Source organism: Acinetobacter sp. AOR34_HL (assembly GCF_027854795.1).
GTDB lineage: Bacteria > Pseudomonadota > Gammaproteobacteria > Pseudomonadales > Moraxellaceae > Acinetobacter > Acinetobacter junii.
In genome coordinates this window covers 1-16,092 of sequence record NZ_JAKTID010000015.1, presented here as the reverse complement: position 1 = coordinate 16,092, position 16,092 = coordinate 1, and the positions used below count along the sequence as shown (strand labels likewise).

Genomic DNA, 16,092 nt, shown 5'->3' with positions numbered 1-16,092 from the left:
CGAAATAGGCGTAAACGCATGGGTTTACGTCTGAATTTAATTGCTGCAATTTACAACATGGAGTTGGTTAAAAAATGATTTTTGCAAGAGGTCTATTTTTTAGAACATAAAAAAGAGCAACCTAAGTTGCTCTTTTTAATTTCAAAGTATTAACCCATTGCTGGTAATGGTGGTGGCGTAGATGGACCATCTTTTGGTGGTTCAAATGCAGCCACAGGATTCTCAGCAACATATACTTTTGGTGGACGAGGTTCACGACCTTCCATGATGTCACGAATTTGGTCACGATCAATCGTTTCCCATTCCATCAAGGCTTTAACCATAGCATGTGCGATATCTTGATTATTTTCCAAAATATCACGAGCAACTTTATATTGTTGATCAAGGATACGACGAACTTCTTCATCTACTTTTTGTTGTGTAGCATCAGAAATTGTACGACTACCAACATTTCCAAAGAAACCATTTTGGTTTTCATCTTCATAGACCATGACGCCAAGTCTTTCTGACATACCATATTTGGTTACCATCGCACGAGCCATTTTAGTCGCTCGTTCGAAGTCGTTTGAAGCACCAGTTGACATTTGATTAATGAAAACTTCTTCAGCAATACGACCGCCAAATAAGATTGAAAGCTCATTCAACATCTTATCTTTATAATGGCTAGTTTGGTCTTGTTCAGGCAGCTGCCATGTCACACCCAAAGCCCAACCGCGTGGCATAATCGTTACTTTATGCACAGGATCAGTACCAGGCAAGATTTCAGCAACGATGGCATGACCCGCTTCATGGTACGCAGTAGCACGACGTTCTTCTTCACGAATCACCATCGACTTACGTTCAGGACCCATGTAGATTTTGTCTTTTGCATCTTCGAAATCATGCATGTCGACAGTGTTCTTGTTACGACGAGCAGCGAACAATGCAGCTTCATTCACTAAGTTTGCTAGTTGCGCACCAGAGAAGCCTGGTGTACCACGTGCCAGGACTTTAACATCAACACCAGTCACTGAAGGTAATTTCTTCAAATGAACATTTAAGATTTGCTCACGACCACGAATGTCAGGTAACCCTACCATCACTTGACGGTCAAAACGACCTGGACGAAGTAAAGCTTTATCCAATACATCTACACGGTTTGTGGCAGCAATTACGATCACACCTTCATTGCCTTCGAAACCGTCCATCTCTACAAGCATTTGGTTCAAGGTTTGTTCACGTTCATCATGACCGCCACCTGTACCTGAACCACGATGACGACCTACAGCATCAATCTCATCAATGAAAATAATACATGGTGCATGACGTTTAGCTTGTTCGAACATATCACGAACACGTGAAGCACCAACACCAACAAACATTTCAACGAAATCAGAACCAGAAATACTAAAGAAAGGAACTTTAGCTTCACCAGCAATTGCTTTGGCTAATAATGTTTTACCTGTACCTGGAGGACCAACCATTAACACACCACGTGGAATAGTTGCACCAAGACGTTTGAATTTTGCTGGATCTTTTAAGAAATCGACAATTTCAACGACTTCTTGTTTTGCTTCGTCACAACCTGCAACATCAGTAAACGTTACCTTGATTTGATCTTCAGATAACATTTTTGCTTTTGACTTACCAAAACTCATAGGACCGTTTTTGCCACCAGCGCCACCGCCCATATTACGCATGAAGAACATGAATAATAAAATGATGAGCAATACTGGGAAACTCGCAATGAGAAGTTGCATCAAAATGCCTTGACGTTGCGGAGCTGTCCCCTCAACTACAACATTTTGTTTGTTCAAGCTTGGTAGCAACTCAGTGTCTTCAACTTGTGGGCGAACCGTTTCAAATGAAGAACCATTGGTTTTTTCACCGCTAATATTTAAACCGTCAATTGTGACTTGTTTAATCTGCCCAGCATTAACTGCTGCTACGAAATCAGAATATTTCATCGCGGCAGGCTTATTGCGGTCACTGACGTTGCTAAAAATCAAAATCAGAACACCGAGTATGATGAGCCACAATACGGCATTCTTGAAGTAATCGCTCAAGGCTTTATTCCCATATCAATCTAATTTGATCATACCTAATCTTGGCTGACCTTCACAAAAACAGCAATGAATTTGCGTTGCAAAAAACTTAAAAGGTACAAAATGCACAATTTTTAACAACTTGGCAAGTACACTTTTATTGCAATGCCTTTTTACGACCTTGTCCAATCAAAAAAACCTCTTTTGATCGAGCACGAGACGCCTCAGGTTTAGCTGTTTTTAATACATCAAAACTATCGACCACTTGCTTTCTGAATTCGTCAAAGCCCGAACCTTGGAACACTTTAACAATAAATTGTCCATTTGGTCCTAAAACTTTTTGAGCAAAATCCAAAGCCAATTCACAAAGATAAATTTGGCGCGGTTGATCAACAGCCCTATTACCTGATGTATTGGGGGCCATATCAGAAATTACAACGTCAACTTGACGTCCATTTAAAATATTTAACAATTTTTCAAAAACTTCTTCCTCTCGGAAGTCACCTTGTAAGAAAGTCACGTCAGGAAGTGCATCCATTGGTAAAATATCTGAAGCAATTACTAGACCATTAGAACCAACCAGCTTTCCAGCGATTTGTGACCAACTACCTGGTGCTGCACCAAGATCGACAACCGTCATTCCTGGTTTGATCATTTTATATTTTTCTTGGATTTCAAGTAACTTATATGCTGCACGAGCGCGATAACCTTCTTTTTGTGCTTTTTTCACAAAAGGATCATCCAAGTGCTCTCTCATCCATGCACGACTGCTTTTAGACAATTTTTGATTGGTAATGCGTGTCGCCATAACTCACTAAATTTCAAAAAACTTCTGATTAGTCATTGTACGTGAAAATTACTCTCATTACAGTACGGATGTACTTCATTCACACGAACTTTTACAGATTTTTTTCGATCATCTAGATTGGATATTTCTCTTATTTTTGATCATTTTTATCCATCCACAAGCACCATTAATCTATCTTAGAAACGGGATGCAAGTTATACTAGTTCGTTTTTCAAATCAGGTATTTTTTAAATGGCGGCTTTATCTATCCATGAGCGCAAACGTTTACGTCAAATTGGCCACGCGCTGAATCCAGTTGTTATGATTGGTGGTCAGGGTTTGACAGAAAACGTAATTGAAGAAACAAATCGCGCTTTGAATGATCATGAACTTATCAAAGTTAAAATCGCGGGCGAAGATCGTGAAGATCGTGCAGCTGTAATTGATGCACTTGTTGAAGCTACAGGCGCTGAATCAGTACAAAAAATTGGTAAAATTGTTTTGCTTTATAAGAAAGCGGACAAACAAAATCAAAATCTCTCAAATCTTGTTCGTTTTGCACATTTAAGCAAGTAATCAAGCTATGGCAAGTTATGAACTCTCTGCTTTCGATCGTTTTAGTGCAATTACCGTTGTTGGAGCGATTGAGCAACAAACACCAGCGACTATAAATGTTGGTTTTTGGGTTCGTGACCCAAATCAGTTTTTAATTTATCCCGATCTCGTCGCAGCACATCCTCGCCTCGACTTTTTATGGGAACAAACGTGTTTTGAAATTTTTGTAGGTGTGAAAGATGAAGATTTTTATAGAGAAATTAATCTTTCCTCTTCTCAAGCTTGGCAAGCTTATCAATTTGAAGAATACCGATTCCCTGAAAATATACCGCCACTTCCTGCATATGATATTGAGCTAAATCACTTACAGAAAACCCATTATGGATTAAATGTAAGTTTAGACCTTACTCAATTTATGCAAAGCAATAAGTTGAAGTGGTCAGATTTATATGTAGGTTTAACTGCTGTATTAAATACCACACAAGGTATGCATTATTTTGCAATGCAGCACAGCAGCCCTCAAGCCGATTTTCACAACAAACGTGATTGGCTACATCAATTTTAATCAATAAAAAAGCGAGAATATATCTCGCTTTTTTATTGGCTAGTAATTAACTAGCACGAACTTTGTTCCAAGCTTCTACAGCTTGATCTTTAGTACGTTTAAAACTGCCAACTAGCGTATCTTTGTGCTTAACAGAGATTTGGCTAATATCATCTTTTAATTCTTTGCTTACTTTCGTTAAATCTTCAATTAAAGCATTTAACTCAGTTTTCAACGCATTCTTTAATTCAAACAAGTTACCTTGAGAAGAATTTAATTGTGATTTGATCACTTCAATACGTTGAAGTAAATCTTGCTTGATTTGAGTCAATTGATTTTGAATATTTTGATTCAATTCTTTAGCTTCAGTCTCAATTTTTTCTTGAGTTTCAGCAATCACTTCTTTCACTTGCTCTTGAGTTTCAGCAATTACTTCTTTCGCTTGTTCTTGAGTTTCAGCAATTACTTCTTTCGCTTTAGCAGTCTTTTCAGCTACAACTTCTTTCGCTTTTGCTGTTTTCTCTGCAACTGCTTCTTTAACTTCAGCAGTCTTTTCAGCTACAACTTCTTTCACTTCTGCTGTTTTTGCAGCAACAGTTTCTTTAGCTTTAGCCGTTTTCTCGACAGCAACTTCTTTCACTTCTTCAGCAGTTGTCGGCGCTTGATTCTCAGCCATCTTGATTCCCCTCTATACTGATTGTTGATTTTTTGGCTAGGTATAAGATAAATCGCTTCAGCATCGAATCAGGCAAAAATTGTCTAACAATTTTCATAATATCTCATTCTATACTTAGAAGAATGAGTTATTTTGCAATAGACACTCTCTTCTGCTCCTCATTTTTACACATGTACTTTTAACTCACTTTAATAAATAAAACACATAGACTTTTCAGAGACTCATGCGTATAATGCGCTGTTAAGTTACAAGCGAGCAGACTGGAAGGAGGGGCATGTTTTTAAAGACGGCCTACCTTTTTTTATGTCTACTCGCTTTTTTACAGCCCTATTTTTGTGGTTTTAGTTCAGGAGCTTTGGTTTGAGCACCCCCGCCATTTTAGCCCTCGCAGATGGAACGATCTTTAAAGGAACGTCTATCGGTGCATCGGGTAGTACGACTGGTGAAGTCGTTTTTAATACTGCCATGACTGGTTATCAAGAAATTTTGACTGACCCAAGTTACGCACAGCAACTTGTTACGTTGACTTATCCTCATATCGGAAATACTGGCTGTAATAGTGAAGACGTTGAATCAGGTCGCATCCATAAAGTATGGGCGAATGGTTTAATTATTCGTGATCTTCCACTATTACACAGTAACTTCCGTTCTGAGCAATCACTTAGCGAATATTTACAACAACACAATGTTGTTGCAATCGCAGATATTGACACACGAAAGTTAACTCGTATCTTACGTGAAAAAGGAGCACAAAACGGTTGTATCCTTGCTGGCGAAAATATTACAGAAGAAGAAGCTATTGCCAAAGCACGTGAATTCGGTGGTTTAAATGGTCTTGATCTTGCTAAAGAATGCTGTGACCCTGAAGGTTTCGAATGGACTGAAGGTTCTTGGGCATTAGGCAATGGTTTTACCCAACCAGAACTTAAATATCATGTTGTTGCATATGATTATGGTGTCAAAACCAACATCTTACGTATGCTCGCAGATCGCGGCTGTAAGTTAACAGTTGTTCCTGCACAAACACCTGCTGAAAAAGTCCTTGCTTTAAATCCAGATGGCGTTTTCTTGTCAAATGGTCCTGGTGATCCAGCAGCATGTGACTATGCAATCGAAGCGGTTAAAACCATTGTTGAAACCACAACATTACCAGTCTTTGGTATTTGTTTAGGTCACCAAATTTTAGCGCTTGCTTCTGGTGCGAAGACGATGAAAATGAATCATGGTCATCACGGCGCCAACCATCCTGTACAAAACCTTGAGAATGGTACAGTGATGATTACTTCTCAAAACCATGGCTTTGCAGTTGATGAAAGCACCTTACCTTCAAACTTAAAAGTAACACATCGTTCATTGTTTGATGGTACAAACCAAGGTATTCATCGCACTGACAAACCAGCATTTAGCTTCCAAGGTCACCCTGAAGCGAGTCCTGGTCCACATGATTGCGCTCCGTTGTTCGATCATTTCATCGAACTTATCGAAGCAGCTAAGAAGTAATTAAGGAGCGAATAATGCCTAAACGTACGGATATTAAAAGCATCTTAATTATTGGTGCTGGTCCTATTGTCATTGGTCAGGCGTGTGAGTTTGACTACTCAGGTGCACAAGCATGTAAAGCGCTTCGTGAAGAAGGTTACCGTGTTATTTTGGTGAACTCTAACCCAGCGACCATCATGACCGATCCTTCAATGGCGGATGCAACTTATATCGAGCCAATCACTTGGCAGACAGTTGCACAAATTATTGAAAAAGAACGCCCAGATGCAGTTCTCCCAACGATGGGTGGTCAAACTGCATTGAACTGTGCACTTGCATTAGATGCTAACGGTATTTTAGAAAAATATAACGTTGAATTGATTGGTGCATCAAAAGAAGCGATTGAGAAAGCAGAAGATCGTAAACTTTTTGACATCGCAATGCGTAAAATTGGACTTGAATGTCCACGTGCTGATGTTGCAGAAAGCATGGAACATGCATTGGAAATTCAAGCACGTTTCGGCTTCCCAGTGATCATTCGTCCGTCATTCACGATGGGTGGTTCTGGTGGTGGTATCGCATACAATAAAGAAGAATTTATTGAAATCTGTGAACGCGGTTTCGATCTTTCTCCAACTAAACAATTATTGATTGATGAATCATTAATTGGTTGGAAAGAATACGAGATGGAAGTTGTTCGTGATAAAAACGACAACTGTATTATCGTATGTGCGATCGAAAACTTTGACCCAATGGGTGTGCATACTGGTGACTCAATCACTGTTGCCCCTGCTCAAACATTGACAGATAAAGAATATCAAATCATGCGTAATGCATCGGTTGCTGTTCTGCGTGAAATCGGTGTTGAAACAGGTGGTTCAAACGTTCAGTTCGGTATTAATCCGAAAGATGGTCGTATGGTTGTGATCGAGATGAACCCTCGTGTTTCTCGTTCATCTGCGCTTGCGTCTAAAGCTACTGGCTTCCCGATTGCAAAAATTGCTGCAAAACTTGCGGTTGGTTATACCCTTGATGAATTGAAAAATGACATCACTGGCGGTGTAACACCTGCAAGCTTCGAACCAGCAATTGACTATGTCGTAACCAAGATTCCACGCTTTAACTTCGAAAAATTCCCACAAGCTGAGCCTGTTCTTACAACTCAGATGAAATCTGTGGGCGAAGTGATGGCGATTGGTCGTAACTTCCAAGAATCTGTTCAAAAAGCACTTCGTGGTCTTGAAGTTGGTGTGAGTGGCTTTGATGAAAAAATCGAAGTTGGTACAGCAAATGCTAAAGACATCATCTTAAAAGAGCTTAAAGTTCCAGGTCCAGATCGTATTTGGTATGTTGCCGACGCATTCCGTCATGGTTTCTCATTAGATGAAGTGTTTGAAGCAACGAAGATTGACCGTTGGTTCTTGATCCAAATTGAAGATATCGTTAAAACTGAAGCTCAAGTAAAAACTTTAGGTTTTGGTGATTTAAACGCTGACAATATCCGTTCATTCAAGCGCAAAGGTTTATCTGACCTTCGTATTGCTGACTTAATGGGTATTTCACAAAAGCAATTCCGTAAGCAACGTTGGAACTTGGGTGTATATCCAGTTTATAAACGTGTTGATACATGTGCTGCTGAGTTCGAATCAGGTACAGCTTACATGTATTCAACTTATGATGAAGAATGTGAAGCAAATCCATCAAGCCGTGACAAAATCATGGTCATCGGTGGTGGTCCGAACCGTATTGGTCAAGGTATTGAGTTTGACTACTGCTGTGTACACGCTGCCCTAGCTATGCGTGATGACGGTTACGAAACAATCATGGTGAACTGTAACCCTGAAACTGTTTCTACCGACTATGACACATCAGATCGTTTGTACTTCGAACCTGTTACATTGGAAGATGTACTTGAAATCGTACGTACTGAGAAGCCTAAAGGCGTGATCGTACAATACGGTGGTCAAACACCTTTGAAATTGGCTCGTGCTTTGGAAGAAGCAGGTACACCAATCATTGGTACATCTCCAGATGCGATTGACCGTGCAGAAGACCGTGAACGTTTCCAGCAAATGATTCAACGTCTACAGCTTCGTCAACCGAACAACAGCATTGTAAAATCTGCTGAAGAAGGTATCTCTGAAGCTGCAAAAGTTGGTTATCCGCTAGTTGTTCGTCCATCTTATGTATTGGGTGGTCGCGCAATGGAAATCGTATATAACGAAGAAGAACTTAAGCGTTACCTTCGTGAAGCAGTTCAAGCGTCTAATGAAGCGCCTGTTCTTCTTGACCGTTTCCTTGATGATGCAACTGAAGTTGATGTGGACTGCGTATCTGACGGTAAAGACGTCGTGATTGGCGGTATCATGCAACATATTGAACAAGCAGGTATCCACTCAGGTGACTCAGCATGTTCGATTCCTCCTTACTCTCTTTCACAAGAAGTTCAGGATGAAATGCGTCGTCAAACTGTTGCGATGGCAAAAGAGCTTGGCGTTGTAGGTTTGATGAACGTTCAGTTTGCAGTAAAAGGCAACGACATTTATGTACTTGAAGTGAATCCACGTGCATCACGTACGGTTCCTTTCGTATCGAAATGTATCGGTGAATCTTTAGCGAAAGTTGCTGCTCGTTGTATGGCTGGTCAATCTTTAGAATCTCAAGGATTCACTAAAGAGATCATCCCAACTCACTTTGCTGTAAAAGAAGCGGTATTCCCGTTTGCTAAATTCCAAGGTGTTGACCCAATGCTTGGACCTGAGATGAAATCTACAGGTGAAGTTATGGGTGTAGGTGAAACATTTGGCGAAGCATTCTACAAAGCTGTACTTGGTTCAAATGAACGTTTACCAGGCTTGCCAACTGAAGGCGAAGTGAAATATGCATTCTTATCTGTTCGTGAATCAGACAAGAAATATATTGCTAATATCGCTAAACAATTGATTGCTTACGGTTTCAAACTTGTTGCAACCAACGGTACTTACCAAGTATTGCAAGAAGCTGGTTTGGAATGTGAAGCAGTCAATAAAGTGACTGAAGGTCGTCCACACATTGTAGACCGCTTGAAAAATGGTGAAATTCATCTTATTGTCAACACCACTGAAGGCAAACAAGCTCAATACGATTCTGCAATGATTCGTCGTGCTGCCCTACAAGGCAAAGTGTACTACACAACGACAATCAATGGTGCAGAAGCAGTTTGCCAAGCATTTGCTGTGAAATTGCCAATGGATGTATACCGCTTGCAAGATTTACAAACTGTAGGTTAATTCTCTACCGATAAAGTCCCGTCACCTTATCGGTGGCGGGCTTTTTCTTTTTTTAATCCTGTATTTTCCCAACCAATTTAGAGGGGACTAAAATGCAACGTTATCCTATGACTCCTGAAGGCAAGGTTGCCTTAGAGAAAGAATTACAACAGTTAAAAACAGTTGATCGCCCACGTATTACACAGGCTATTGCTGAGGCACGTGAGCATGGTGACCTCAAAGAAAATGCTGAGTATCATGCAGCACGTGAGCAACAAGGCTTCTGTGAAGGTCGTATTCAAGATATCGAAGGTAAACTTGGCGCATGTCAGGTAATTGACGTTAAAGATCTTGAACAAAACGGTCGTGTTGTATTTGGTGTTACGGTAACGATTGAAAACCTAGATACTGAAGAACGTAAGACCTATAAAATCGTAGGCGACGATGAAGCAGATTTTAAAATTAATAAAATCTCAGTGAACTCTCCAATCGCTCGTGGCCTATTAGGCAAAAGCGAAGGCGATGAAGCTAAAATTCAAACACCACAAGGTGAAGTTGAATACGAAATCGTGAGCGTGGAATACCTATAATATTCCAAGCCCAATTAACCCCTCACCTTTGAGGGGTTTTTCTTCTCAAATTATTCTGTGAAATGTAAATGGACTCAACTTCGATCAACTCCCCTGTTAAACATTGGTGTGAGTTCGAATTTATTGCGAAAACTGTAAAAAATCCAAATATTCATATTAAAGGTAATTATTCCTATTATTCTGCTTATTGGGATCAAGGTTTTGAACGTTGTGTAGTACGTTATCTACATGACAAAGTATCCACACCAGATAAACCAATAGACCAGCTCTATATTGGTAATTTTGTTTGCTTCGGTGCCGAATGTGTCATTATGATGGGCGGCAATCAGCTGCATAGAGCTGACTGGATTTCCACCTTCCCTTTTGATACACGCAGTTTTCTTGCTGCGGGTGACACCATAATTGCAGATGGTTGCTGGATTGGTAGCAGAGCCATGATCATGCAAGGTATTAAACTCGGTGAAGGTGCTGTGGTTGCCACAGGAGCTATTGTCACTCAAGATGTACCTCCTTATGCAATTGTAGGCGGTGTACCTGCTAAAATTATTAAGTATCGTTTTTCCGAAACAGATATTGAAAGACTACTTTCTTTAAAACTCTATGAGCTAGATGAAAAGCAGATTTTAAAAATTAGAGAACTATTACAAACTGATCAACTTGATGGTTTACACTCATATTTAGACAAAAGTCTATGAAACAATCAACTTTAAAATACCCCTTATACAACTTTAATATTTTTATAATTTTCAAATAATTAAACACATCAAAACATCTAAAACCAACAATTATTCTTATGAAATTACTAGGTTTTATTATGCGAATAATAAGTTTAATATGAAAGTATAGTTTTTATTTTAAACAAAAATTTAGAAGCGAATCAAAGTGTAATAATAAGGAGTATTTATCATGGCTTATCAAAAAATTCTTGTCGCTATCGACGACTCTGAAATTTCAGCAAATGTCATTCAGCAAGCAGCACAACTTGCTAAAGCTTTAAATAGCCAAATTACTTTGGTTCAAGTAATGACTTTAGACCCATATTTGGCAGATGCGTATTTACGTATGGGGCAAAGTAATGAATTGATCGAACGTGTGCGATCTTATGTTCAGGAAAATTTAACGAAAGCTCAAAAACAATTTGAAGAATTAGGACAAACAGTTGCAACACAAGTTGTAGAAGGTTTTTCAGTTCATGAAGAAATTATTAAAGCTGCTCAAAATCTTGAAGTGGATTTAATTATCATGGGTTCTCATGGTAGAACTGGATTTAAAAAGTTTATTTTAGGTAGCGTTGCTCAGAAAGTTTTGGGGGAAAGTCATATTCCTGTTCTAATCGTTCGCTGATTTAAGATTATCCTTAGTCCCAAAAACTGCATGTCCGATTTCAGACATGCAGTTTTTTAAATTATTTTAATAAGTCAGACCTATAATTTACTTATTAACGTGATTTGATTCGATTGAATAAATTATTTATTTTCTTTTAAGCAAAAAATTAAAATATCCATTGATAATCTTTTAATTTAATTTTGTAATTCTCTAATAAAACATCTTCATTTTTTAATAGCTTTAATTGTCGATTTTCCCCATGTTCATCTAGGTTTGTTGTACTCACTTTACCTTGTGAATTAATTACCCGATGCCATGGAAGCTGACTTCCTTCATCTAAATTCTTTAAAACTGTACCTACAAGACGGGCATGTTTTGGTAGCCCAGCTAGTTTAGCAATTTGCCCATAGGTAGCGACCTTTCCAAATGGAATTAAAGCGACGACATCAAGAATTTGGCGTTGTAGTTCATTGGTATCATTCATCATCATTACTCATAAAATCTGTTAGCATGTCTAAATCCACATTAAAATACTTCCATAACAATCAAAATCTTGAAGAGTTGAGAGTTCGAAGATGCAATTGAAACTATTATTTGTATCCATACTGAGTATTGCGATTACGGCTTCGTGTACACCTTCCAAAAAACCACCTATTAAAATTACCCCGTATAAATACAAAACTGATTCATTTGATCATTTGCCTATCGTATATGTTACTTTTGTTTATACGATCAATCGACCTCAAGCAAAAATCTTTGATACTAAAGCTCAGATGCAGAAAGAAATCGAAATCTTAAATCGTTACTTTTTGGATGAAAATAACAATAAGATCTTTAAGTTTCTGATGAATCACTACTATTCATATCGTGATTTTACAAAAAGGAAATGTGATCTTGCTTCAAAACTGAATCAACCAATGGATTTAGTCACTGAAAATGTGCCTAGTGCAGTCAAAGACTGTTTTCCGAAACGCAAAAGTAAAGAAGTTTTATTTATTATCTATGACTCCTACTCTCCTAAGCTGAAATATAGTGATATCACAAGTTGGGGATTTAGGAATCAAGGTCGACCTTTCATCCTAATTGATTGGGAACGATTAAATTATCAGACTCAAGCAGCGAGTATTCATGAAATGGGACATGCATTTGGTCTCAATCATGTCTGTGCACCCAACGCCAAGAAAACCACACCAACAAATATCATGACTAGTTATGATTGCAAACTCAGAAGTGGTGGATTACGTAATCTTGGTTTTACTTCCGAGCAATTGAATATAATTCTAGATAATTACTCAAAGTATCCTTAAATATTTAGCTCAACATAAAACCCTAAATCATTTTTCTGAATTCTAAAATGATGTTGATTTAAGTCTTTGGTTAGGTAATCACTTGCTCGTTCAAATTGTTGCTGATTGACAGGATAAGGTTGCCAAAAACTTGATAAATTATCAGTAAAAATAGGATACAACTAAACAACTTCTTTTACTAAATTAATTCTAATGATAGCTCCAAATGGTAAAGCTTGGTATTTTTCATATTCTCCATTGCTATTAAACACTCCATTACCGATGCCAAAAATCACTGGCTTATTATTTACATAGCGAACGGGTTGAATCGTATGAGCACCATGTCCAATAATTAAATCAACACCAATCTGTGTAAATAAGTTGGCTAGTTTTTCTTGTTCAGGATGTATTGATTTAAAATCTATGCCCCAATGACAAATTAAAATGATTTTTGCATCTGGATTCTGCATACGATATTGCATGATCTGTTCAAATAGAATGGCATTTAAACAAGCCACGCCTGCACTCTTACCTAATGCATAAAATTCATAGTCTTGATAAGCAATATCACGATGCCAATAGCCATTAAAAATAGCAACTTTTTTAGGTTTGGGATTTAACTCAATAAACTGATGAGCTTTCTGCTGATCGACACCTGCACCCATATGACAGATGTTTGCTCCCTCAAATTTGTCTAAGGTAAATTTTAAACTTTTGCTACCATAATCTTTTAAGTGGTTATTTGCGAGATTGACAAGATTGATATTTAAATGTTGAAACTGTTCAAGCGTTTGAGTATGATCAGCCCCTAAAATAAAAGCTTTTGCATCTTGTAATGGTGAACGTGTTTCTGTATTAAATACCGCTTCAAAATTAATGCAATTAATATCATCTTTTTGAAAGAAAGATTTAATTTTTTCAAATGAATGCCCATAACCATAACGTTGCAACGCATCATCTTGACCACGACATTTTCTAATTTCTGTATAGTATTCACCAAAATAAGTATCCCCCATTACATTCATCCATTCACTTTTAGGCTGAATGGTTTTATTTTCAATTAAGCCCTCTGGAAAATAATGATAATAAGGTACGAGATGATCTATTCGATGGATATTATCTAATAAGGAAAACAGGCCGATACTTTGATTTTCAGCACGAAAGGAACAATATAGGATCCTTTGTTCAAACTCTAAATACATAAGTGCATCAAGTTGAGTACAACTAAAAAGTAATGTTTTTAATGGAATATTTGCACTATCAATAAGCGGCTGGATAGAAAATATTTTCTTGATTAGTGCATTTGGCAGCTCAAATATTGTCTGAGCGATCACATATAAATCTTTAATTTTTACCCGATGTGAGTCTATGTCTAATTCTTTTAATTTTTTATCTATAACGTCTTGAGCAATCAGCATATTTCCAAAAATATGAGACAAAATGTGCTGACTCATTTCCTTATCTGCAGTCAGAATGAGGCGCTGTAGAAGAGCTAAAACCGAATAATTTTTTTTCTCAAAACTTGCCCAAAAATTTTCTTGTTGCTGTTTCTCAATCGGAATCACATCATCTAATTGAATTTTTTGATCGGAAATATGTTCGATGGCTAAAAGTAAAGTCATCCAATGAGTGCAATCGACATTTAATACTTGATTCCAAATTTGATGTTGGAAAGTTTCTTGATGCAAATGCGAAATTATTTTTATTTCTTCTTGTAGTTTCATAGTCATGATCCTAGATTTTGACTAGTTAAAATGTTGTACATAGGCGATATAACCTGAAAGATTATGTTCCTGATCATCAATACGAACTCTAAAACGATCATGTCTGACATAAAATGCGTGCAAAACCTTTTCAGGACATGCCATATACATCGCAACTTCTGGATAGAAAAAACCAGTTCTCTGAAATTCAGCCCTGAATTCAATCAACTTCTTGAGATCTTCAAAATGTGCTTTCTCAAGAATATCATTTAGATCCGATTGACCATGAGATATGCAGACATCATCATTTCTAGAAGAGTTGAATAAGTAGTTTTTCGATTACGAATAAAAATCATATACCTGACATAATTTTTTATTCCAAATAAGAAATATTTTTCTTCTGCACAAATTTTGGTAAGTTCATTGGTGCAATAACTCAACCAATGATCATGATAACGCTCGTATTTTTCTTGTATAAATCGTTCAAACATAAGTTTGACACTGTTTAATAGATACTCATCTGAATGTAGTTGATATAAACGCAGTAAGGCTAAAGCAGCTTCACCATCGTAATAAATAATTCTAAATTTTTCTTTCAATTCTAAACTTGGATAATGCAATACATGTGAAGTTTCACCCTCACTATTCATCATAGACTGAATACCCTTAGCCAATGCCAACGCCTGATTTAGATAGGTAGTCTCCCCTGTAATCTCCTGATATTTTGTTAGCATTAACAACGCTGCTGCATTTGCTCCTAATTTTATTTCATCTAAATCTTCTGGAGTCGATCCATCCAACATATAAGCTTGATTAGGCTGAATTTCTACATAGAAATGTTGAAGTGCATACTCTATTGCGAATTTGCAACGACCAAGAACTGAATCATTTTTGTCTATGATCAGGGTTTCTAGTAATGAATAGGTCGTAGTACAGTGTCTGACCGTATTATAGCTTCTGATAGAACGATCGTAGGCAGGGAAAAAACCGTAATTGTATTTTCCATCTTGTGCTATTTGACTTGATAAAAAGCTCGCATTTTTTTTAATGATGTCTTTGATATGCGTCTTTTTGTCGGTTGTTAAATAACGTACTCCATTTTCAGTAAATTGGCTTTGTAAAGGAATCAGTTGACCATTTTCATAAAACACAGCGTAGGTGTCAAAAGTCCAAGCATATTCAAGTTGCTTGAATTGTATAGATGTGTTCTGGTTTGAATATTTATATTCAAGTGTCGAGTTCAGATTATCTTGGTCAAAGTAATTCGGCTGATCATAACTTAATCCACGAATAATTGCCCTTCCATAAAGCTCTTGTTCTAGAAAGCAAATGGAAAATTTTTCATCAAAACTTAATCCCTTACGGTAATGGTTATTGTGCTGTTGAGTTTTAATAGCTTGATCTATTTTTTGCCAATCTTCCTTTTGGATATTGTAAGCACAATCAATTTTTATATATTCATTGAGTTGTTGATTGATTGCAAACTGATGATCCAGTATTTCAAAAAGTTGATTTAACGCATTATTTAATTCTGAGTATGAAGAATTCCAAACTTGGCAACGATTTTCTCGATCGCCATATGAATAAAACAGCACAGTTTTACTCATATTAATATGCTGAGCAATCCTTTCAAAATATTCTTTAATCTGTTTTTTTAGGTGTTTAAATTCTTCGTTTGATGTAACTATCATGACTTTATATTCTAAAAATTCTTTGTATTTTTAACACGATACCATACAAATTTATATTTGAATTGAAATAAAAAAGAGAACCCGAAGGCACTACTGTCCCATAGTTTGCTTTAAATAAAAAAACCTGAGTCTAAATAGTTAAAATATGAGTGCAAACAAACACTTTAACTATAAAGGACTCAG

The 16,092-nt window shown here is 37.3% G+C and carries 12 protein-coding genes and 2 pseudogenes; 8 read left to right on the top strand and 6 right to left on the bottom strand.

Translation table 11 applies throughout. The features are described 5' to 3' along the window. Nucleotides 1–149: 149 nt before the first annotated feature. Nucleotides 150–2,045, bottom strand: coding sequence for an ATP-dependent zinc metalloprotease FtsH (gene ftsH / locus MKL32_RS02005; protein WP_004963534.1), 1,896 nt, complete (start codon nucleotides 2,043–2,045; stop codon nucleotides 150–152). Nucleotides 2,046–2,181: 136 nt separating this feature from the next. Further along, entirely contained in the window at nucleotides 2,182–2,832 is a 651-nt protein-coding gene (rlmE, locus tag MKL32_RS02000; RefSeq protein WP_004908277.1) for a 23S rRNA (uridine(2552)-2'-O)-methyltransferase RlmE, read from the bottom strand. 231 nt (nucleotides 2,833–3,063) lie between these two features. Here rlmE and yhbY point away from each other — a divergent pair, with 231 nt between their 5' ends. Together yhbY and MKL32_RS01990 are read left to right on the top strand one after the other, a co-directional pair. Further along, the gene (gene yhbY, locus MKL32_RS01995) at nucleotides 3,064–3,387 is read left to right on the top strand and encodes a ribosome assembly RNA-binding protein YhbY (RefSeq protein WP_042893369.1); all 324 of its coding nucleotides are present in this window, start codon (nucleotides 3,064–3,066) and stop codon (nucleotides 3,385–3,387) included. A 7-nt stretch (nucleotides 3,388–3,394) separates the two neighbouring features. Then, nucleotides 3,395–3,931 (top strand): DOMON-like domain-containing protein, encoded by a 537-nt coding sequence (locus tag MKL32_RS01990; protein ID WP_005402208.1) that lies wholly within the window; start codon nucleotides 3,395–3,397, stop codon nucleotides 3,929–3,931. Nucleotides 3,932–3,977: 46 nt separating this feature from the next. On the opposite strand, the gene MKL32_RS01985 is transcribed toward MKL32_RS01990, so the two are convergent. Continuing rightward, nucleotides 3,978–4,586, bottom strand: coding sequence for a hypothetical protein (locus MKL32_RS01985; protein ID WP_004963543.1), 609 nt, complete (start codon nucleotides 4,584–4,586; stop codon nucleotides 3,978–3,980). Nucleotides 4,587–4,946: 360 nt separating this feature from the next. On the opposite strand from MKL32_RS01985, the gene carA reads away from it, so the two are divergent. From carA to MKL32_RS01960, 5 genes are all read left to right on the top strand, one after another. Beyond that, complete coding sequence (gene carA, locus MKL32_RS01980; RefSeq protein ID WP_039048011.1) at nucleotides 4,947–6,086, top strand: glutamine-hydrolyzing carbamoyl-phosphate synthase small subunit; 1,140 nt, start codon at nucleotides 4,947–4,949, stop codon at nucleotides 6,084–6,086. Between the two features lie 14 nt (nucleotides 6,087–6,100). Continuing rightward, complete coding sequence (gene carB / locus MKL32_RS01975; RefSeq protein WP_004908293.1) at nucleotides 6,101–9,334, top strand: carbamoyl-phosphate synthase large subunit; 3,234 nt, start codon at nucleotides 6,101–6,103, stop codon at nucleotides 9,332–9,334. A gap of 92 nt (nucleotides 9,335–9,426) precedes the next feature. Then, entirely contained in the window at nucleotides 9,427–9,903 is a 477-nt protein-coding gene (greA, locus tag MKL32_RS01970; protein ID WP_004878279.1) for a transcription elongation factor GreA, read from the top strand. Nucleotides 9,904–9,971: 68 nt separating this feature from the next. Continuing rightward, the gene (locus MKL32_RS01965; protein ID WP_004963548.1) at nucleotides 9,972–10,598 is read left to right on the top strand and encodes a CatB-related O-acetyltransferase; all 627 of its coding nucleotides are present in this window, start codon (nucleotides 9,972–9,974) and stop codon (nucleotides 10,596–10,598) included. A gap of 211 nt (nucleotides 10,599–10,809) precedes the next feature. Beyond that, complete coding sequence (locus MKL32_RS01960; protein WP_004956015.1) at nucleotides 10,810–11,247, top strand: universal stress protein; 438 nt, start codon at nucleotides 10,810–10,812, stop codon at nucleotides 11,245–11,247. Nucleotides 11,248–11,395: 148 nt separating this feature from the next. Here the strand turns inward: MKL32_RS01960 and MKL32_RS01955 are convergent, their stop codons facing one another. Then, entirely contained in the window at nucleotides 11,396–11,713 is a 318-nt protein-coding gene (locus tag MKL32_RS01955; protein WP_270900115.1) for an MGMT family protein, read from the bottom strand. Nucleotides 11,714–11,804: 91 nt separating this feature from the next. On the opposite strand from MKL32_RS01955, the gene MKL32_RS01950 reads away from it, so the two are divergent. After that, nucleotides 11,805–12,536 carry a metalloprotease gene (locus MKL32_RS01950; protein ID WP_270900114.1) on the top strand — a complete coding sequence of 244 codons (732 nt, stop codon included), beginning with the start codon at nucleotides 11,805–11,807 and terminating at the stop codon, nucleotides 12,534–12,536. Here the strand turns inward: MKL32_RS01950 and MKL32_RS01945 are convergent. Together MKL32_RS01945 and MKL32_RS01940 are read right to left on the bottom strand one after the other, a co-directional pair. Next, nucleotides 12,533–14,239, bottom strand: a pseudogene (locus MKL32_RS01945) (CapA family protein). The gene MKL32_RS01950 and the pseudogene MKL32_RS01945 sit on opposite strands and share 4 nt — an antisense overlap. Nucleotides 14,240–14,260: 21 nt before the next feature. Next, a pseudogene (locus tag MKL32_RS01940) lies at nucleotides 14,261–15,909 on the bottom strand (poly alpha-glucosyltransferase). Nucleotides 15,910–16,092 lie beyond the last annotated feature (183 nt).